Source organism: Klebsiella sp. CN_Kp113 (assembly GCF_040064585.1).
Lineage (GTDB): Bacteria > Pseudomonadota > Gammaproteobacteria > Enterobacterales > Enterobacteriaceae > Klebsiella > Klebsiella michiganensis.
In genome coordinates, this window is the sequence record NZ_JBEAID010000034.1 from 1 (window position 1) to 18854 (window position 18854).

At 58.4% G+C, this 18854-nt stretch carries 15 protein-coding genes; 3 read left to right on the plus strand and 12 right to left on the minus strand.

The window, feature by feature from the left end; all coding sequences use genetic code 11:
* Positions 1-175: 175 nt before the first annotated feature.
* The 3 genes from ABLV30_RS21895 to ABLV30_RS21905 form a co-directional block, all read right to left on the minus strand.
* Positions 176-976, minus strand: coding sequence for a PhnD/SsuA/transferrin family substrate-binding protein (locus tag ABLV30_RS21895; RefSeq protein WP_148849326.1), 801 nt, complete (start codon positions 974-976; stop codon positions 176-178).
* Positions 969-1952, minus strand: a complete 984-nt coding sequence (locus ABLV30_RS21900; RefSeq protein ID WP_148849324.1) for a fatty acid desaturase — start codon at positions 1950-1952, stop codon at positions 969-971. Before ABLV30_RS21900 ends, ABLV30_RS21895 begins: the two co-directional genes overlap by 8 nt.
* Before the next feature lie 104 nt (positions 1953-2056).
* Positions 2057-3196, minus strand: a complete 1140-nt coding sequence (locus ABLV30_RS21905) for an MFS transporter (RefSeq protein WP_049082698.1) — start codon at positions 3194-3196, stop codon at positions 2057-2059.
* A gap of 94 nt (positions 3197-3290) precedes the next feature.
* Between ABLV30_RS21905 and ABLV30_RS21910 the strand changes: the two genes are divergently transcribed.
* The gene (locus tag ABLV30_RS21910; protein ID WP_025106160.1) at positions 3291-4058 is read left to right on the plus strand and encodes a helix-turn-helix transcriptional regulator; all 768 of its coding nucleotides are present in this window, start codon (positions 3291-3293) and stop codon (positions 4056-4058) included.
* On the opposite strand, the gene ABLV30_RS21915 is transcribed toward ABLV30_RS21910, so the two are convergent.
* From ABLV30_RS21915 to ABLV30_RS21950, 8 genes are all read right to left on the minus strand, one after another.
* A complete protein-coding gene (locus ABLV30_RS21915; RefSeq protein WP_032749981.1) occupies positions 4043-4795 on the minus strand; it encodes a proteasome-type protease in 753 nt (250 codons plus the stop codon). The two genes, ABLV30_RS21910 and ABLV30_RS21915, sit on opposite strands and share 16 nt — an antisense overlap.
* Positions 4796-4813: 18 nt before the next feature.
* Positions 4814-5629, minus strand: a complete 816-nt coding sequence (locus ABLV30_RS21920; protein WP_014229792.1) for a transglutaminase family protein — start codon at positions 5627-5629, stop codon at positions 4814-4816.
* Complete coding sequence (locus tag ABLV30_RS21925; protein WP_004103215.1) at positions 5626-6555, minus strand: alpha-E domain-containing protein; 930 nt, start codon at positions 6553-6555, stop codon at positions 5626-5628. Before ABLV30_RS21925 ends, ABLV30_RS21920 begins: the two co-directional genes overlap by 4 nt.
* Positions 6549-7988: a circularly permuted type 2 ATP-grasp protein gene (locus ABLV30_RS21930; protein WP_014229793.1), complete on the minus strand. Its 1440-nt coding sequence runs from the start codon at positions 7986-7988 to the stop codon at positions 6549-6551. Before ABLV30_RS21930 ends, ABLV30_RS21925 begins: the two co-directional genes overlap by 7 nt.
* A 207-nt stretch (positions 7989-8195) precedes the next feature.
* Positions 8196-9086, minus strand: coding sequence for an alpha/beta hydrolase (locus ABLV30_RS21935; protein ID WP_265800145.1), 891 nt, complete (start codon positions 9084-9086; stop codon positions 8196-8198).
* A gap of 21 nt (positions 9087-9107) precedes the next feature.
* Positions 9108-11888 (minus strand): glycoside hydrolase family 3 N-terminal domain-containing protein, encoded by a 2781-nt coding sequence (locus tag ABLV30_RS21940; RefSeq protein ID WP_224384959.1) that lies wholly within the window; start codon positions 11886-11888, stop codon positions 9108-9110.
* 83 nt (positions 11889-11971) lie between these two features.
* Positions 11972-13363 carry a carbohydrate porin gene (locus tag ABLV30_RS21945; protein ID WP_025106156.1) on the minus strand — a complete coding sequence of 464 codons (1392 nt, stop codon included), beginning with the start codon at positions 13361-13363 and terminating at the stop codon, positions 11972-11974.
* Between the two features lie 99 nt (positions 13364-13462).
* Entirely contained in the window at positions 13463-14821 is a 1359-nt protein-coding gene (locus ABLV30_RS21950; protein WP_025106155.1) for a glycoside-pentoside-hexuronide (GPH):cation symporter, read from the minus strand.
* A 514-nt stretch (positions 14822-15335) separates the two neighbouring features.
* Here ABLV30_RS21950 and ABLV30_RS21955 point away from each other — a divergent pair.
* Positions 15336-17084, plus strand: a complete 1749-nt coding sequence (locus ABLV30_RS21955; RefSeq protein ID WP_025106154.1) for an alpha,alpha-trehalase — start codon at positions 15336-15338, stop codon at positions 17082-17084.
* A gap of 104 nt (positions 17085-17188) precedes the next feature.
* Here the strand turns inward: ABLV30_RS21955 and emtA are convergent, their stop codons facing one another.
* Positions 17189-17800, minus strand: coding sequence for a membrane-bound lytic murein transglycosylase EmtA (gene emtA, locus ABLV30_RS21960; protein WP_009651970.1), 612 nt, complete (start codon positions 17798-17800; stop codon positions 17189-17191).
* 95 nt (positions 17801-17895) lie between these two features.
* Here emtA and ldcA point away from each other — a divergent pair, with 95 nt between their 5' ends.
* Positions 17896-18810, plus strand: coding sequence for a muramoyltetrapeptide carboxypeptidase (gene ldcA, locus ABLV30_RS21965; protein WP_025106153.1), 915 nt, complete (start codon positions 17896-17898; stop codon positions 18808-18810).
* Positions 18811-18854: the final 44 nt, after the last annotated feature.

An 18854-nucleotide genomic window follows, 5' to 3' on the forward strand; every position in this document is an offset into this window, starting at 1 on the left:
GATCGGTAGCCCGGACAGGCGCAATGCGCCGCCTCCGGAGAAGGTGCGCTGCCGGGTGCCTTGCTGCGGTTTTCTTCCCGGTGGCGCTGCGCTTAGCCGCGCTACGGGTTCACAACCGCCTGCGATCGGGTAGCCCGGGCAAGGCGCTTGCGCCGCGGCCCGGGGAAATTGCCGCCTACAGCCGCACAACGCCCCTGGCCGCCGCCTCATCACGCCACGCCAGCAGCGGCTGATAGTCCGCGCGCCGCATATCGCTGTAGCCGCAGATAAACAGCGCTTCGCAAAGCGGCCGGTAGCGTTCATCGCTCACCAGCTGCTGCAATGCCTCTCTCAGCAGCCCCAGCGTCGCCGCGGACATCGTCGCCGACGTAATCAGCGGCAGACCCGGGGCGAGCGGGCTGCGCGCAATCACCGCCAGCCCCGCCAGCGCCTCCGGCTGATGACGCTGCAGCAGCGCCCAGGTCACGCAATCAATGGCGGCAATATCCGCCGTTCCCTGCTGAAGTTCACGCAGCGACTGGCGATGGCTGCCGCTAAACGCGACCGCCGAGAAGAAGCGCCCATCGCGCGACAGCGGCGCGACCATTTTTAACAGCACGTTATAGCCGGACTGGGAATCCGGCGAATTGCACGCTACCCGACGCCCGCGAAAATCCGCCAGCGTCTGACCACCGTCCACCTCACGTACCGCCAGCAGGCTGCGGTAGTTCCGCCCTTCGCATCCGGGCGCGGAATAGTGAAAACAGCCGACCGTTTGCACTGCCGGCAGCCGCGTCATCAGCGGATAACCGCAGGTCTGGCTCAACAGCAGCGCCGGATGGCGCCAGTGCGTCAGCAGATCCTCAGGTACCTGATACGACAGCGTATCCTCCTCCACCACGCCGCGGGCCGCCAGCAGCTGCCGCACCGCCCGCCAGAGCGCCTGAGTATCCTCGTCATTCACCGCGTACATCGGAAACGCCAGCCTTTCACTCATGCTCTTCATCCACCTTACCCTGCTGGTTGAACCCGGGATGGGCATTCACCGCCACCGGTCTGGCAAAAAAATGCCGCAGCCATTCACCGTAGCCGCGCACCACAAACCCGGCGTTGCGCCGCTGATACTCCGCCTGATTATGCAGATAGATTTTTCGCAGCCCGTACCACGGTACCCCCGGCAAATCGTGATGCACTGAATGGTAGTTGAGATTGAGGAACAGCACCCGCCAGACCAGCCCCGCCTCGTTGATCACCGAACGGGCCAGCGGATCGTCCGCGGCGCGGTGTTCAAGGAAAGAGCGCACTTTGGTCAACGCCAGCGCCGGGTAGCTGATAGCCAGCACGAAGTAAAGCGGCGAAAAGCCGAGGTGATTCATCCACGCGAACAGCGCCGCCAGCAGCAGGCCGTGAACCAGCCACATCGCTATTGTGTTCACCCGCCGGTGTCGAAATGCCGCCAGCGCGCTGCCGAGCGTCTGGGCAATATCCAGCAGCGGCGCCACCAGCAGCCTGCCGATAAACGTATTGCGCAGATGAATAAGGCTACGCTGCCACGGGGCAAAACGCTGCCAGCTCTGCGGCGTAAAATAGTAGGATTCCGGATCGTCAACCGGCTGCGTCAGCAAATGATGATGATGGTGCGCCAGGTGCGAGTCGCGGTACAGCCCGTAGGGATACCAGACCGCCAGCGGCAGGGTCCCCAGCAGCTGGTTAAACCATGGTCGCGACGTGGGGTGACCGTGAATAAGCTCATGCTGCAATGACATATACCAGGCGGTGAACCAGATGAGCAGCAGCGTGGCGGGGAAAATGCCCAGCTCGCGCCACCAGGCCAGCGAGGCAAACCAGCCGCCGTAGACGGCAACGATCAGTAGCCAGGTGGGCAGCTCGCTGCGCCACAGCCAGCTACGGGAAAACTGATGAATCCGCTCGCGCTGCTGCGGATGCAGATAGACCGACCTGCTTTTTGCCATTCCTGCCACTGCCTTTTCGCGTTATCGTTTGATCCTCCGAAGATGTGAGATAACGCGTTAAATAACAAAGAATTTAAATCGCTTAGCTTTGCCAGAAAATCACCTTAGCCCTCGTTGAGCACGATGATATATCGCCACCCGGCGAGCATGCTCACGCCCGCGCACGCCAGCAGCGACGCCCCCAGCGATTGCCCCCACCCGGCCGCCAGCAGACCGGCGCCAATCAGGACATAATAAAACAGGCCGAAAAAGGCGCCGGCGGTGCCCCGACAGTCGCCGTAGGCGCTCAGCGCCGACCCCAGCACCAGCGGGATCGCCATGGCCCAGGCAAGGGTGACCAGCGCAACCGGCGCCACAAACCAGATTGATTCCCGCAGCACGTACACCGCGACGCCGCCGGCTAAGTGCAGAATGCAGGCGATGGCGAGAATCCGCCCCAGCGAGACATTCCGACGCAGCAGCCGGTGGTTAAGCAGCGCGCCGAGCAGCGAACCCGCGGCAAGCGCCATGCCGCTGTAGCCAAACGTCAGGGCATCAAGATCGAATCGGGCGAACAGAAACGGGGCCAGGCTGTAGTAGCTGAACAGGCTGACGTTAAATGCCGCCACCAGGATTGCCGCCAGGGCGATACGCGTATCGCCCACCATCCGCCGCAGCACGTGAAGAAACGGCCCTCTCCTGAGGTTTTGCGGACGCGTTTCCGGCATCAATGCCAGGCAGCCCAGCAGAAGCGCGGCGGCCAAAAGCGCCAGCGCGCTGAATACGCCGCGCATCCCCCAGAGGGCGGTCAACCCGCCGCCGATATAGACCCCGACGGCCGGGCTCACCGCCAGCGCCAGGCCGATAAACGAAAAAATTCCCGCCAGCTGCCGCCCGCGATAGCAGTCCCGCAGGACCGTCTGCGTCACCACTGAACCGGTTGCCGCGCCAGCGGCCGTGACGATCCGCGCCGCCAGCAGCAGCGAAAAATCCGTCGCCCACAGCGCCATCAGGCATCCCAATGCGTAAACCCCTAACCCCGCCAGCAGGGCCGGACGCCGGCCGTAGCGATCGCTGAATCCGCCCCACAGCAAAACGCCGATGGCAAAACCGATAAAGTACACGGAAAGGGTTAGCGCCGCCTGCGGCGCGCTCACGGAAAAACGGGCGCTGATATCGGTCAGCGCCGGGCTATAAATCGTTTCCGCTATTTGCGGAAACATCAGTAGCGCGGTCACCAGCACCAGCGCGGCACGTCCCAACATATCCACCTCCTGATTAACAAGAGGCGCTATTGTAGGGAAGCCGTTTATCGAACATTATAAACATAATGACTTTAAATATCGGAAATCAGACATTATGGCCTGGCTTGACGCTGACGCGGCATTCGATCCGGATGCGTTGAAAAGTAGCCTGATTGGCGTGCAGTCGGCGCTCGGTAACCACGACTCCGGCAGCCACCGGCATAAGATGGCGCAGATCCTGTTTACCCGTCAGGGATGCGTGCGTTTAACGCTCGACGATGGCGCCCTGCTGTGCCTGCTGCCGCCGGGGCGCGCGGCGTGGATCCCCGCTGAAGTCAGCCATCGCGCGGAGATGAAAAACATTGTCGACTATCGTTCCGTCTGGTTTCAGCCGCAGCGTTACCCTCAGTTGCCAACGCAGTCGGCGATACTCAACGTGGTGCCGCTGCTGCGCGAACTATTAGAGCGCATCAGCGCCAGCCCCTGGGATACCGACTGGGAGGCCGAGCCGGCGCGGCATCTCGCCGCCCTGTGCCAGGCGGAAATTCGCGCCGCCGCGCGGGAGCCGATGATGCTCGCGCTGCCGCAGGATAAACGGCTGGCGATGGTTTGCGGCGACGCGCTGCCGCCGCCGCTTGGGACGCTCGCTGCCCGCTGCGGCGCCAGCGAAAAAACCATCAGCCGACTGTTTCGCCGCGATACCGGGATGTCCTACCAGCAGTGGCGTCAACAGTGGCGATTAATGAAAGCGGTCGAGATGTTGGCAACCGGGGAGCGGATTACCGATACGGCGCAGGCGCTCGACTTCGCCAGCGATAGCGCCTTTATCTACTTCTTCCGCACCATGACCGGCATGACGCCGGGGCGTTATTTTTCCGCCTGATGGTGGCCGCCCGGCGTGAACGGCGGCAGCTTCAGAAAGGTGTTCTGCAGCCCTTCGGACCACGCTTTGCGAATGGTATTGAAATAGGGATCGTTTTCGGTGATCCGATGCTGTTCGGCGCTGCTCAGGCTACCGCTGCGGTACAGCAGGGTGTCCAGCGGCAGCCCCACCGAAAGATTGCTGCGCAGGGTGGAGTCGATCGAAATCAGCGCGCAGCACATCGCCTGCTCCAGGGGAGTATCGATGGTCAGAACCCGGTCGATAATCGGCTTGCCGTATTTGCTCTCGCCAATCTGGAAATAGGGCGTGTCGCGCGTGGCTTCAATAAAGTTGCCTTCCGGATAGATATGAAACAGCCGGTGCGTTTCGCCGGCGATCTGCCCGCCGAGCAGCAGGTTGCAGTTGAAGTTGGTATTGCCGCAGTTCTGCTGATTGCTGCTGTCGCGCTGAATCACCTCCTGTAAGGTTTTGCCGATCAGCATCGCCGCGTCGTATAGCGAGGTCACCTGCATCAGGTTAGGCTCCTGCTGGGTGCGAATGCGGGCGCTGAGCAGGCTAATCACGCTCTGAGTGGTGGCCAGGTTGCCCGCCGACTGCAGGACCATGACCCGTTCGCCATCCTGATGGAAAACGTGCAGTTTTTTAAACGTTGCAATATGGTCCACTCCCGCGTTGGTGCGGGAGTCTGAGGCAAATACCAGTCCATCTGACAAACACATGGCCACACAGTAGGTCATCGTTTTTTGTTCCTGCCGTTATTGCTGCTGCGCCTGCTGCGAATGCTCGCGCACTTCAGCGTTAGTTAACATGATTTCCCCCCCGCCGCCGAGGCGGGTGCCGCGTACCGGGCACGCATCAAGATAGTCCAGCCCGGTCGCCAGCCGCAAATGTTGATTCAGGCTGCGCGTGTTATTGGTGATATCAAACGACTGCCAGCGCTCGTTGAGCCACACTTCGGCCCAGGCGTGCATGGCGACGTGCTCGGCGTTATCGCTGTAAACGTAGCCGCTGACGTAGCGCGCCGGGATCTCCAGCGCCCGGCAGCAGGCGAGAAACACGTGGGTGTGATCCTGGCAAACCCCTTTCGCGCGCGCAAAGGCATCGGCGGCGGAGTCCTGCACCTGGGTGGCGCCCGGCGAATAGGGCATTCTCAGCAGCAGCTCGGCCATTAACCGGTTCAGGCTCTCCTCCTGCGCCTCCGGCTGATACCAGCGCTGAGCGAATTCGCGGATCGGGCCGTCAGCGCGGGTGAGCGGCGTACAGCGCAAGAAAACCAGCGGCGACAGCAGCTCCTGCGGCTCCGCGCCGATGTCGTCCCCCTCTTCGGCGATATCGACGATCCCGCTGGCGCGGATGGTAATCTCTTTATGCGGATTATCCAGCGTCAGCACGTGCAGCACGTTGCCCCAGGCGTCGGTGGTGGCGACGGCGGAACCGTCCGGCAGGGTTAACGTCCAGGCGGTGATCTTCTGCCGACCGCTGCTGCGCGGCGTCAGGCGCAGATACTGGGTCGAAAACTTCACTTCTTCATCGTAGCCGTAGCGGGTCAGGTGATCGATAACCAGTTTCATAACGCCTCCAGATAGGTTTGTCTGATGCTGTCGGAAAGCGCGTTAATCCGCGCCAGCAGTGCATTAAGGGTGACCTGTAAATCGGCCTGCGCCAGATCGTCGCGGGTGCTGAAACGCAGGTCGACGTTGAGCTGGTGCGCCAGCCGCAGCGGCAAGTGCGAGCGGTCGTTGGCAATCTGTTCCAGCTGCCCGACGAGGTCGGAAATACTCGCTCTCAGCGATCTCGGCACATCGTTGCGCAGGATCAGCAGCTCCATCACCGTTTCGCGGCTGACCGGCTGGCGGTAAATGCTGTTGTAGGCCTCGCGGGCGCTGACCGCATTAAGTAGCGTATCCAGCCGGTAGTACTCGCGTACCGGATCGGGATCGCTGTTCAGCTGCTGATCCTTAATCAACAGCAGCTGCGCGGTGGCGGATGCCCGCTCGATCAGCGTCCCGATCCCGATAAAGCTCAGGGCGTCGTTACGCAGCAGCGTGCCGAGGATCGCCCCGCGAAACAGATGTACCCGCTCTTTTACCCACTCAAAGAAAGCGTCGTTGCCCAGCTCGCCGATCCCCTGCTGGCGCAGCTTTCGCAGCTCAATGCGCGTGGCGTTGATGCTTTCCCACACCTCCGCCGACAAGCTGCCGCGCACCGCATGGGCGTTGTTCCACGCCATCTCGACGCAGCTGAAAATGCTGTACGGGTTGTTGCCGTCGAGCGCGAAAAAATTAAGCAGGTTGCTCATAGTGAAACGCGCGTGCCGCGCCTGAAACAGCTCATGAGTCAGCGACAGATTCAGCGGCAAGGCTAAATCCCGTGACTGCTGGCTGTGGCGGGGGATCATCGACAGCTTCCAGGTCACGTCCAGCACCCGGGCATAGCTTTCCGCGCGCTCAAGGTAGCGCGCCATCCAGAAGAGTTCACTCGCTGTGCGGCTTAACATGATTCATCATCCTCCATCACCCAGGTATCCTTGGTGCCGCCGCCCTGCGACGAGTTCACCACCAGCGAGCCTTCGGTTAGCGCCACCCGCGTCAGCCCGCCGGGAACCAGGCGGATCTCCTGGCCGGAAAGGACGAAGGGACGTAAATCGATATGGCGCGGCGCCAGCCCCTCGTCGACAAAGGTTGGGCAGGTCGACAGCGCCAGGGTGTCCTGGGCGATATAGTTGGCCGGATTCGCCAGCAGGCGCTGGCGAAACGCATCGCGCTCCTCTTTGGTCGAGCGCGGGCCAACCAGCATGCCGTAGCCGCCCGCGCCGTGAACCTCTTTCACCACCATCAGTTCAAGGTTGCTCAGCACGTAGCTGAGATCTTCCGCCTTACGGCACTGCCAGGTGGGAATATTGCTCAGGATCGGCTGCTCGCCCAGATAGAAGCGGATCATCTCCGGTACGAAAGGATAGATCGATTTATCGTCGGCAACGCCGGTACCGATGGCGTTGGCCAGCACCACGCCCCCGGCGCGATACACCGACAGCAGCCCCGGAACGCCTAGCATGGAGTCGGCGCGGAAGGCCAGCGGGTCAAGGTACGCGTCGTCGATACGCCGGTAAATGACGTCCACGCGCCGCGGTCCTTCGGTGGTGCGCATATACACCGCCCCGGTTTTAATAAACAGATCCGCGCTTTCCACCAGCTCAACGCCCATCTGCTGGGCCAAAAAGCTGTGTTCAAAATAGGCGCTGTTAAACCGCCCCGGGGTCATCACCACCACGCACGGATCGTCCACCGGCGAGCTTTCGCGCAGCGTTTGCAGCAGATAGCTGGGGTAGCGTTCTACCGGCGCAATATGGTGCTGTTCGAACATTTCGGGATACAGCCGCATCATCATTTTGCGGTTTTCCAGCATATAGGAGACGCCGGAGGGGGTGCGCAGATTATCCTCCAGCACGTAGTACTGGCCGTCGCTGTTGCGCACCATATCGACTCCGGTGATATGGGCGTAGGTGTTATTGGGTAAATTTATCCCCTGCATACAGGGTTGATACTGTTCGTTCGCCAGCACCTGTTCGGCCGGGATCAGCCCCGCGCGAAGGATATTTTGATCGTGGTAGATATCGTAAAGAAAAGCGTTGAGCGCTTTCACCCGCTGGCGGATGCCGCGGTCAATTCGCTGCCACTCGCCGGCGGGAATAATACGCGGCACGCTGTCGAAAGGGATCAGTCGTTCGGTGCCCTCATCCTCGCCGTAGACGTTAAAGGTGATGCCGATGCGGTGAAAGAGCAGCTCCGCCTGCTCTTTCTTCTGCCGGATAGAGAATTGATCGGTACTGCGAAACCATTGCCACCAGGCGTTATAGTGCTGACGCTGCTCTCCCTGTGCGGTAAGCATCTCATCATAATAATGCCCGTCAGGAAGCGTTATTTTTATCATGGCCGTCTCCTCCGGTTGTACTCACTTTGAGGTAATCCCGGTAAGAGATAAGCATTAATTATGCCAGGTAACGCAGCGCGGCGGCGCGGCGTTACGCTGTTATGCCATGGCGCTGAATTGAATAAAAAACAATCAGACGCTTTGCTTATTTATGGCCTGTTTTTCGCTTAAAGCGCACCAATTTGGGGCAAGTCGATTCACGCGATACTAACGCGCCGCGAGCCACGCAGCGTAGCGCTCGGGCCACTCGACGCTAGGCGTACCGGCCCGGCCCAGCGCAAAACCGTGACCGCCGCTGGCGTAACGATACAGGGTGACCGGGACCTGATGCTGACGGCAGGCGGCGGCCATTATCAACGTATTGTGCGGATCGGAGACATTATCGTCCTCCGCCTGAACCAGAAAACAGGGCGGCGTCCGCGCGCTGACCCAGGTTTGTACCGACCAGGCGCGATCGACCGCCTCCGCGGCGTGAGGCCCGGCGAGGAGCCGATGGGTGGCGGTATGGGTGTACGGAGGTTCGAGGGAAATCACCGGATAAATCAGCGCGGCGCCGTCGGCCCGGGGCGGGGTGTCGTCCACGCCGTCGATCGGCGGGTAAGAGGCAAAATCGGCGCGACAGGCAGCCATTCCCGACAAATGTCCGCCGGCGGAAAACCCCAGAAGGCTGACTTTGGCTTCCCGCTGACGAATCAGGCGCAGCGCCCGCTGAGCGTCCTGCAGCGGAGCAAGGCCGCCCGCTTGCCACCCCTCCCCGGGAAGACGATAGGTCAGCACGTACGCGGTATAGCCGCGCATCGTTAGCCAGCGCGCGGCGGGCCAGGCCTCCTTCGCCATTTCAATGCGTCGATAGCCGCCGCCGGCAGCAATTAATACGCCGTGGCCGTGTGGCGCTGCGGGACGCCATACCGTCAGTTCAGGCTGGACGATATGGCTTAGCGCGCCGCGTGCCGATAAGCGAACGGGGCCGTCCGGTCCGCCGCCGCCGGGAGGCACGCCAGGCCACAGGCGGATCGTTTGCTGGCTTTCAGCGGCGCGAAGACGACCGCCCGCCAGCAGCGCGGCGGCGCTTAAAAACAAAAAATGGCGTCGGTTCATCGGCGGCTCCTGAGACGGAAATTAGTCATTAACGAGCTTGAGTTCCAGCCAGTCCACCACCAGACCCGGCTTGATAAAATCAAAGCCTACACGATATTTCCCCGACTGTAGCTCAATCCGACACAGCTTCTGCACAATCTCACGACCGAGCGTACCGTTGGTCTGGATCGTCGCCACAAATTGTTCATTAAGCAGCAGGTTGCAGGCGGTTTGTGCGAGCGGCGCACCGTTAGCGTGAACGCTCACCAGCACGTCATAAACCGCTGTTCGCTCAACGCTCAGCACCAGCTCCTCGTCGTAGCGCAGCCGCGACTGCTCGGCGATTTTAATTGCGCCAGGACAGGCCCCATCGCACGCAGGATCCGCCGCCAGGCGAATAATCCCCGCCCGCGGCATCTCCCCGCGCTTAAAGACCTGCGTCTGCAGCATAAAGTCGAGGATGTTTATCGCGCAGCGCTGAAGCTCACCGAGCGTTAGCTCGCCTGTCGCCAGCGCCGCCAGGGTATTATCTCCCCCCGCATTAACTTCCGCGCCGTTATTATTGACCACCATATAAAGGTCGTTCTGCGCGCGGATCATCGCCGCGGTGTTGTGAGTGCTCGCCGCGCCGCCATCGATGGGATCGTTCATCGTTGCCCACCAGTCGGTCATCACGATCCCGCGAAAGCCCCACTCCTCGCGCAGTACGGTGGTGGTGAGATCGTAGTTGGATGCGGCATGGTGGCCGTTGACCGGGTTATAAGCGGTCATTACCGCATTTGCGCCGCCGGATTTCACCGCATACTCAAAACCTTTGAGATAGATTTCACGCAGCGCGCGCTCTGACACCACCGAATCCGCTTTGGCTCTGGCGAACTCCTGATTGTTGCAGGCAAAGTGCTTGAGGGTGGCAATCCCGCCGCCGCTGCGAATGCCGCGAACCACCGCCGCCGCCATCATCCCGGTGAGCAGTGGATCTTCGGAAAAGTACTCAAAATTACGCCCGTTCAGCGGATGGCGCTGGATGTTCATCCCCGGCCCTAACAGCAGGTCGATACCGTTGCGCAGCAGCTCTTTGCCTTCCATCACGTATAAGCGTTCCACGAGGATCGGGTCCCAGCTGGAGGCCAATAATGTACCGCTGGGAAGCAAAGTGGCCTTCGCGCCGTTATCCATGCGAATCCCGGATGGGCCGTCGGCGGTCGATGCCAGAGGAATACCTTTTTCCAGCAGGCTGTCGGCTACGCCGCCAAAAGCCGACGCGACGCCGGGCGTCACCTTGTGGCTACACATGCCTTCTCCGCGCACCAGGCAGGCCAGCTCCTCAACAGACAGCTGAGCAACAAAGGCATTCATCGTGGTACGCCCTTCAGCCACGTCGTTGAGGGTCAGTCCCTGGTTGCCGGTAAGGGTGATAGCCTCTGGCAAACGCTCCTCAATGCGCGCGCGCAGATTAATCTCCCGCCGCGGCACGTCCTCCCACTCGATCTGATAGCGCCCATCATCGCCGTCCGCGACCGGTTTTATACGTACGAAAGGCACCGTCGGCGCCAGCACCTGCTGATGGCAGGAGAGGATTCGCAGCGTTTTCTGCGCGTACCCCGCCTCGCCGTCAACCGGCAGCGGCTGTAGATCGCGCACGCTGTTACCAAGCAGCAAGCGATAAAGCCCTGGCTCCATTACATAACAGTGTGGATGCCCGGTCGCCCCGCTATCGTCCAGAGAAGCAAAGCGTTCCAGCGGAATTGATAACGTTAAGGTCTCGCTTTCCCCCGGTTGCAGCAGGCGAGTTTTGGCAAAAGCCACCAGCGCTTTGGCCGGTTTGCCGAGCGCGCCCTGCGGCGCCTGGAGGTAGATTTGCACCACTTCTTTGCCCGCGAAGCGCTCCCCGCGATTGGTCACGGTGACGGTCGCCTTGATCAGGTCGCCAAAGGTCTCCGCCTGCGCAGACTGCAGGGTAAAACGCGTATACGAAAGGCCAAAACCAAACGGGAACTGCAGGCTCTGCGCAGAGAAGGTTTCGAAATAGCGATAGCCAACGTAGATATCTTCCTGGTAGAGATTTTTTTCTTCCGCACCCCAGCAGGGGGATGCCGGATGATCGTCCAGCGATATCACAATGCTGCCAACCAGCTTACCTGAAGGGGTCACATCACCGTATAGCAACGAGGCTGCGGCCTGTGCGCCGTGCGCGCCACCGTGCCAGACATACAGAAGCGCGCGAATGCGTTGACGCAGCAGCGGATCGTCAGCCCATGAGAGATCGATAAGCCCGGCGGTATTCAACACGACTGCCACTTCATCAAACTCTCGGCATACCTGGTGTAGCATGTGCTTCTCATCGGCCGTGAGCCGGTACCCGCCTTCAACATCGGCATTATCCTGATCTTCGCCCGCCGTACGACCAAGGACAATAACCGCCTGGGTCGAGACGGCGCGGGCCTGACGAATCTGCTCATCGCCCAGCGGCATCTCCTGCTGATACCAGGGTTCCGCTGCCCAGCCCCCTCCACCGTTGTCGAAGGGGTGTTGTTCAATCCAGCTTTCGTAAAGCGCGGCCAGTTGCTCATTGAGCCTGCCCCCGCTTCGCTCCCGCATTGCCTGCAACAAAGTTGTACGACTCACCACGTTAACCGCCCCACCGGAACCGGTACCGCTGCGATAGTAGTCAATCTGCGTACGGCCAAATAGTGAAACCGGCTGCAGAGGATTAAGTGGGAGCATTCCGCGATCGTTTCTCAGCAATACCGCGCCTTCGGCGGCAGCGGCAGTGGCAAATTCGGCAAACCCTTCCAGCGGAGTGCCCGCTTTACTGTCAAACATGGTGTAGTCCTGTTAACTCGAGCCTCCGCAGGAGGCGTAATGGCATAATGAACAGAGCCCGCACAATGCGGGCTCTGCTTTGATCAGAAGAAATATTTGAAACGTAGACGGCCGCCGTAGCGGGAGTCTTCATGTTTGTCGCCATCCGTTGGTTTCGCTTCAATCCACGAGGCGTAAGCGCCAAGGTAGATGTTGAAGTTCTTCATATCCATGACATTGGGGAACAGGTACGATGCGTGAATGGTGTGGATATCGTAGTCACCCACGTTGGAGATCCAGCAGCCATCGTCGCAGGTAGAGACATAATTAGCCGAGTTAAACTTGTCGATTTTGTTGTGGGCGTAGATGTAACCCAGTTCAAAACGATGCCAGAGGGAGTTAATAGCTGCGGTGAAATCCTTCTCATCGGAGGCATCCATATAGGCCACGTTCAGGTTAGTGGTGACCCCATCTTCCGGATCGGTTTTTTGTCCATTCCATGACATCGTCAAGCCATAGCCGGTACGGTCCGACTGGTCGACCCAACTGCCGCGATTGTCGTAATAACCGTAAGCATTCTTCACGACGTTCTTTTCCATCGCTACTGCGGTAGAGAAGCGACCGCTATTCCACGCAATCACCGGACGTAAATAGGCGACGTTTTTCTCATTTTCCAGGGTATTGCCGTGATAGCTGGAGTCCTGGAACAGCGTACTGCCGTTTTCCACCAGGTTATTAAGTTCGAAATACCAGTTATCTATCGTTTTACTGAGCAGGAAGTTGCCGCCGCTGCTGCTACGGCCGCGGCCCTCTTTCATCATGTAAATATAGCCGTAGCCATCGCTATAGAGGTCGTTAGCCGTATTGCCGGAATATTCGATAAACGTATCCTGATTCAGCGGGAACATATCGTAGGCCTCGAAACGACCAACTTTCACCTTCCAGTCATCTTCCCTGCCAAAGAAGAATACCGCATCGTCAAGGTTCATTTTACCGGTCATATCAGCCAGCGGCTGGGCGGAGAAACCGGCAAAATTGCCGTTATCCATTTTGCGCATACCATCGAAGCCCAGCAGAATACGGCCGTTAATATCCCAACGTTCTTTAGTACCCGGCGCCCAGTTTTTATTCGAAGAGGTTTTTACCGACGTCAGGCTACCGCTACCGCTGGCACCATCCATATTGAATTCCACATCACCATAAAACTTCAGGTCGCCATAGCCAGAGAGCGTAAGTTTCGTAGGAGTCGCGCCGGGAGCGACCGGCTCAGCGGCATCGACTTTCACCGCCGGCGCGGTTTTTGCTGGCGTTGTTTGCTGTTGTTTAAGCGTTTGTATCTGCGCTTCAGCGTCCGCGGCGCGCTGTTCAGCGTTAATTAATCTTTGCTCCAGTTGCGCAAGGCGCTGGTCAATATCGGCAGAGGTATTATTTTTTGCTGCTATCACATTAGAGGACATAATGGCGCCAATAGCCAAAGCCATATATTTTATTTTCATTTGAATATCCCTAAATTAATTATTGTTTATTTCATTCAGGATACACCTGTGGCTATGTGAAGATGAATTCACAACGCCACAAGTGTTATTCTGTTATTTTCAGGACTCGGCAAAAGTTCCTTTTTTCAAATCATCAACAATGCCATTCATTCTATTTTCTGTTAAGCCATAGAATTTAATAGAGACTGCGGTAAGAACATAGAAAATTGACGGTACCAGGGTGAACAATAGCACTACGCCATGTACCGCAGAGGCTGGTTGCACCGTGGTGTTAGCCGCGTAATGGTAGTAAGCCAGCACCCATCCAAGAATCGCACCACCAACGGCTACGCCGAGCTTAATCACAAAAATATTCGCCGCGACGTTCATTCCAGTGATACGACGCTGGGTTTTCCATTCACCATAGTTATTCACGTCGGTAATCATCGACCACTGCAGCGCGCCGTTGCCGCCCTGAATAATAGAGATCAGAATATGCACGCCGAGCACCAGCACCCAATATTGTACCGGCACCATAAAGCATACGACGCCCAGCGCAGCGGTGACGAGATTTATCCAGAAAGAGAGTCTGACCTTACAGAAACGCGTACCAAACGGTTTTGCCAGCACCGAACCCAGCATGGAGGCAAACATCCCGCCGAGCATGAATATTGTAATAACGTCCGCACCTTTATTCAGCACGCTATTGACGTAATATACCACCGCCCCGCCGCGAATCACCACGGCAACCAGCATCATAAAGTTGTAAACGGAGAGAATACGCCACTGATCGTTGCGGAAAAGAATTTTCACATCGCGGGCAATATTCAGATTTTCTTCTTTGATCGGCTGGACGCGCTCTTTAGTGGTCGCGAAACAGACGACAAACATCAGGCAGCCGATAACGCCAAATATCGCCATGGAGACCTGAATACCCGTCGCCCGATCGCCAGGATAAAGAAGATCGGCCAGCGGTAAAATAAACGCGGTACCCAGCGCGCCGCCAATCGGCGTGATGGCAAAACGCCAGGATTGCAGAGAGAGGCTTTCACGCGGATCGGAAGTCAGCGCCGCACCCAGTGAGCAGTAAGGAATATTAATGGCGGTGTACATCAATGTCATAAATATATATGCCGCAACCGCATAAACCACTTTCCCCGAGTCGGAGAAAGACGGTATGGAGTAAACCAGCACGCAGCTCACGGCAAAAGGTACGCAGATAGCCAGCAGCCACGGACGGAAGCGCCCCCAGCGGGTTGAGGTGGCATCCGCAATCGCCCCCATAATCGGATCGGTAATCGCATCCAGCAGACGAACCAGCAAAAACATCGTCCCCATCACGGCGGGCGGTAGACCATAAATATCGGTATAGAAGTAGGCTAAGATGGCAACGGAGGAGTCAAATACAATATGGCTCGCTGCGTCCCCCAGGCTGTAACCTACTTTTTCTCTGACAGAAATTTTGTCGCCAGCAGACATACATCACTCCTTTACGAAAAAATGAAACCGGTTTCTGTAATGTCTGCATTTTTTACTTTTCTCTCCTACAGATGCCATTATGTTTTTTTATTAATTATTTATGTTTTTTTATTTATGTGATCCTGTCAGCCTTCAATGGTATTAGAACCCGTTTTTTTGTTTGGCAGATCACATGTTTTAATACTTCGCTAACTTTTTTCAGGCGACAGGGATGAGCAGATAAAAATGCCATATAGGAATACCATGCCGCTTGTCTATTTATTTTTCTTATTCGCGGATTATGTTTTTTATCAATTGCCAGATATTCAGCGAAAATATCCCCCGAAGTACCCTACAAGACAGCGCTGTTTTAACCGCCAATATTTTGTCGGTGCGGAACAGAGCAGTGCCCGGTAAATACTCTGTTTTCACTTAAAATGTTACCTCGGACACGCGCAGCGGCGGATATTCGTCTAAGGTTTTCTGATGGCCGAATGCAGTGGCACATAGTCTGCAATGATAAGGAGAACAATCTATGACGAGTCCCGTTTCCCGTCGCCCCGCTACCCTGCCTTTTGCTCTTCGTCTGGCGCTAGGGGGCGCGTTTGTCGCCCTGGCGACGTTGACGGCTCAGGCTGAAGAAACCCGTCCCACCCCGCAATCACCCGATATCCTGCTCGGTCCGCTATTTAACGATGTGCAAAGCGCGAAACTTTTTTCTGACCAGAAAACGTTTGCTGACGCCATTCCGAACGGCGACCCGCTGATGATCCTTGCCGATTATCGTATGCAGAAAAGCCAGACCAGCTTTGATTTGCGGCACTTCGTCGAACTCAACTTTACCCTGCCTCGCGAAAACGACCAGTACGTTCCGCCAAAAGGACAAACGCTGCGCCAGCATATCAACGGATTATGGCCCGTACTGACCCGCAGTACCGTCGACGTCGAAAAATGGGATTCGCTGCTGCCGCTGCCAAAGCCCTACGTGGTGCCCGGCGGACGCTTTCGCGAAGTCTATTACTGGGACAGCTACTTCACCATGCTCGGTCTCGCTGAGAGCGGCCACTGGGATAAAATTGAAGATATGGTGACCAACTTCGCCGCGGAGATCGACGCCTGGGGCCATATTCCCAACGGCAACCGCACCTACTATCTGAGCCGCTCGCAGCCGCCGTTCTTCCCGTTTATGGTTGAACTGCTGGCCACGCACGAGGGCGATGAGGCGCTCAAAAAATGGCTGCCGCAGATGGAGAAAGAGTACCAGTACTGGATGGATGGCGCTGAGGCGCTTGAGCCCGGCAGCGCCAGTAAGCGCGTGGTGCGAATGGCCGACGGCGCCCTGCTCAACCGCTACTGGGACGATAACGACACGCCGCGTCCGGAATCCTGGCTGGACGACGTCACAACCGCCAAAAACAATCCCAACCGCCCGGCCACTGAAATCTACCGCGATCTGCGCTCCGCCGCGGCATCCGGCTGGGACTTCAGCTCCCGCTGGATGGATAACCCGCAGCAGCTCGGCACCATCCGCACCACCTCGATTGTTCCGGTCGATCTGAACTCGCTGATGTTCCACATGGAAAAAACCATCGCCCGCGCCAGTAAAGCGGCAGGGGATAGCGCTAAATCCGCGCAGTATGACGCATTAGCCAACGCCCGTCAGAAAGCGCTGGAGAAATATCTGTGGAACGATAAAGAGGGCTGGTACGCCGATTACGATCTGAAAAGTCATAAGGTGCGCAATCAGCTGACCGCCGCGGCGCTGTTCCCGCTGTACGTCAACGCCGCCTCCAGCGAACGCGCCGCGAAGGTCGCCGCCGCCACCGAAGCGCGACTGCTCAAGCCCGGCGGCCTGACCACCACGACCGTCAATAGCGGCCAGCAGTGGGATGCGCCGAACGGCTGGGCGCCGCTGCAGTGGGTTGCCGCTGAAGGCCTGCAAAAGTATGGCCAGCAGAAAATCGCAATGGAGGTGAGCTGGCGGTTCCTCAGCAACGTTCAGCACACCTACAACAGCGAACAGAAGCTGGTGGAAAAATATGATGTCAGCTCGACCGGAACAGGCGGCGGTGGCGGAGAGTATCCGCTACAGGACGGCTTTGGCTGGACCAACGGCGTCACCCTGAAGATGCTGGACCTGGTGTGTCCGAAAGAGAAGCCGTGTGACTCCGTCCCCACCGCGCGCCCGGCGGCGAATGACGACAACGGCAAAGCGGCGGACGTCTCGGCGCAGCCTGCCGCTCAGCAGCCGGCTGCGGTAGAGGAGAAAAAAGTCGCGCCGTAAACCTCCGCGCGGCGGGGGCCCGCCGCGCGTCTTTATCAATGTGCAGTTCCAGAATCGGCCGGGCCGATGGCTCCCCGGCAAGCTGAGCCTGCGGGGAGCGCCCTTTACATGGCGTCCAGCGCCTTCTGCAGCTTCCAGATATAGCGCGGCGCCTGCGGTGCCGGGTGCTTTTTCACCACGTGCTCAAAGAAATCATCGGCGTCCATATCGTTAATCTCTTCAATCGCATCCTGGCGATTGGACGAGAACGTCCGCAGCAGCGCGCCCGCGCCGTTGGCATAGGACACCACCACCGCATAGCGCATCACCTGCGGGTCTTTAATCCCCGCCAGCGGACCGTTTTCGAGGATGCTGAGGTAGGCCGCCCCCATCGAAATATTGCGCTCGGGATTCTTCAGCTCGCTCACCGAAGGATCCCCGCTCCAGCCCATCCGCCGGTAAACATCGCGACCGGAGGTCGAGGGCTTCAGCTGCATCAGGCCAACCGCGCCGGATTTGCTGACCACCGTCGGGTTACCGCCGGACTCAATGGCGATGATGGCGGTAATCAGCTGGGGATCGACGCCCCACGCCGCACCGGCTTTTTCGCTGATTGGCATCCACTGCATCGCCCGCTTAACCGGGACTTCCGGGTTCCATGGCGGGTTACGATAATCGTGTTTTGAACTACAACCGGCCAACAATACACATAAAAAAACACACCATCTCAATTTCACACATCTATCCTTATTGGCTGAAGTTTGCCGCACGGAGATGACAATAAACGCTCCAGGCGGCATGATAACCCTTTCATTCTTAGCAAGGAATTGTCATGTCTCAGTTTTATCTCGTCGCCCCTTCCGGTTACTGCATCAACCAGGAGGCGGCGTATCGCGGCGTGCAGCGTCTGCAGGAGGCCGGGCACCAGGTCGCGCACCAGGAAGTCATTCCCCGCCGGGCGCTGCGCTTTGCCGGAACTGAGAATGAACGCCTTGCCGATATCAACCAGCTCGCCGCCCTCGCCGGTATAAACCGCATCGTGCTGGCGGTACGCGGCGGCTACGGCGCAACTCGCCTGCTGCCGCAGATTGACTGGCAGGCGCTGATCGCGCGCCAGCAGCAGGATCCGCTGCTTATTTGCGGCCACAGCGATTTCACCGCCATCCAGCTGGGGCTGCTGGCAAAGGGTAGCATAATCACTTTTAGCGGGCCGATGCTGGCGGGAAACTTCGGCGCTGAAACGCTGAACGAATTTACCGAGCACCATTTCTGGCAGGCGCTGCGCAACCCGGCGTTTACGCTCGAATGGCACGGTGAAGGCCCGGACTGTCGCGCCGACGGCACGCTGTGGGGCGGCAACCTGGCGATGCTGACTTCGCTTATCGGCACTCCGTGGATGCCGCAGATTAGCGACGGAATTCTGGTGGTGGAAGATATTAACGAACACCCGTTCCGCGTCGAACGCATGCTATTACAGCTACTCAACAGCGGTATTCTCGCGCGTCAGCGGGCGATTATCCTCGGCAGTTTTACCGGCGCAAACGCCAACGACTACGATGCCGGATACGATCTGCCGATGGTATACGACTACCTTCGCCAGCAGCTTAACATTCCGGTCATCAGCGGCCTGGATTTCGGTCACGAGCAGCGTACGGTCACCCTGCCGCTTGGCGCCAGAGCGTTGCTGGTCAACAACGCATCCATCACCACGTTAAGCATCAGCGGCCACCCGGTTCTGGCGGAATAAAAATTCCTCTAACGCATATCCCGATCGGCGTCAGATTGTTAAAA

Excerpts from the sequence above, each read along its gene's own strand:
- ABLV30_RS21950 (WP_025106155.1), bottom strand. The coding sequence starts at position 14,821 with ATGTCTGCTGGCGACAAAATTTCTGTCAGAGAAAAAGTAGGTTACAGC.
- ABLV30_RS21895 (WP_148849326.1), bottom strand. The coding sequence starts at position 976 with ATGAGTGAAAGGCTGGCGTTTCCGATGTACGCGGTGAATGACGAGGAT.
- ABLV30_RS21905 (WP_049082698.1), bottom strand. The coding sequence starts at position 3,196 with ATGTTGGGACGTGCCGCGCTGGTGCTGGTGACCGCGCTACTGATGTTT.
- ABLV30_RS21945 (WP_025106156.1), bottom strand. The coding sequence starts at position 13,363 with ATGAAAATAAAATATATGGCTTTGGCTATTGGCGCCATTATGTCCTCT.
- ABLV30_RS21920 (WP_014229792.1), bottom strand. The coding sequence starts at position 5,629 with ATGAAACTGGTTATCGATCACCTGACCCGCTACGGCTACGATGAAGAA.
- ABLV30_RS21930 (WP_014229793.1), bottom strand. The coding sequence starts at position 7,988 with ATGATAAAAATAACGCTTCCTGACGGGCATTATTATGATGAGATGCTT.
- ABLV30_RS21915 (WP_032749981.1), bottom strand. The coding sequence starts at position 4,795 with ATGACCTACTGTGTGGCCATGTGTTTGTCAGATGGACTGGTATTTGCC.
- ABLV30_RS21955 (WP_025106154.1), top strand. The coding sequence starts at position 15,336 with ATGACGAGTCCCGTTTCCCGTCGCCCCGCTACCCTGCCTTTTGCTCTT.
- ABLV30_RS21925 (WP_004103215.1), bottom strand. The coding sequence starts at position 6,555 with ATGTTAAGCCGCACAGCGAGTGAACTCTTCTGGATGGCGCGCTACCTT.
- ABLV30_RS21910 (WP_025106160.1), top strand. The coding sequence starts at position 3,291 with ATGGCCTGGCTTGACGCTGACGCGGCATTCGATCCGGATGCGTTGAAA.
- ABLV30_RS21940 (WP_224384959.1), bottom strand. The coding sequence starts at position 11,888 with ATGTTTGACAGTAAAGCGGGCACTCCGCTGGAAGGGTTTGCCGAATTT.
- ABLV30_RS21900 (WP_148849324.1), bottom strand. The coding sequence starts at position 1,952 with ATGGCAAAAAGCAGGTCGGTCTATCTGCATCCGCAGCAGCGCGAGCGG.
- ldcA (WP_025106153.1), top strand. The coding sequence starts at position 17,896 with ATGTCTCAGTTTTATCTCGTCGCCCCTTCCGGTTACTGCATCAACCAG.
- ABLV30_RS21935 (WP_265800145.1), bottom strand. The coding sequence starts at position 9,086 with ATGAACCGACGCCATTTTTTGTTTTTAAGCGCCGCCGCGCTGCTGGCG.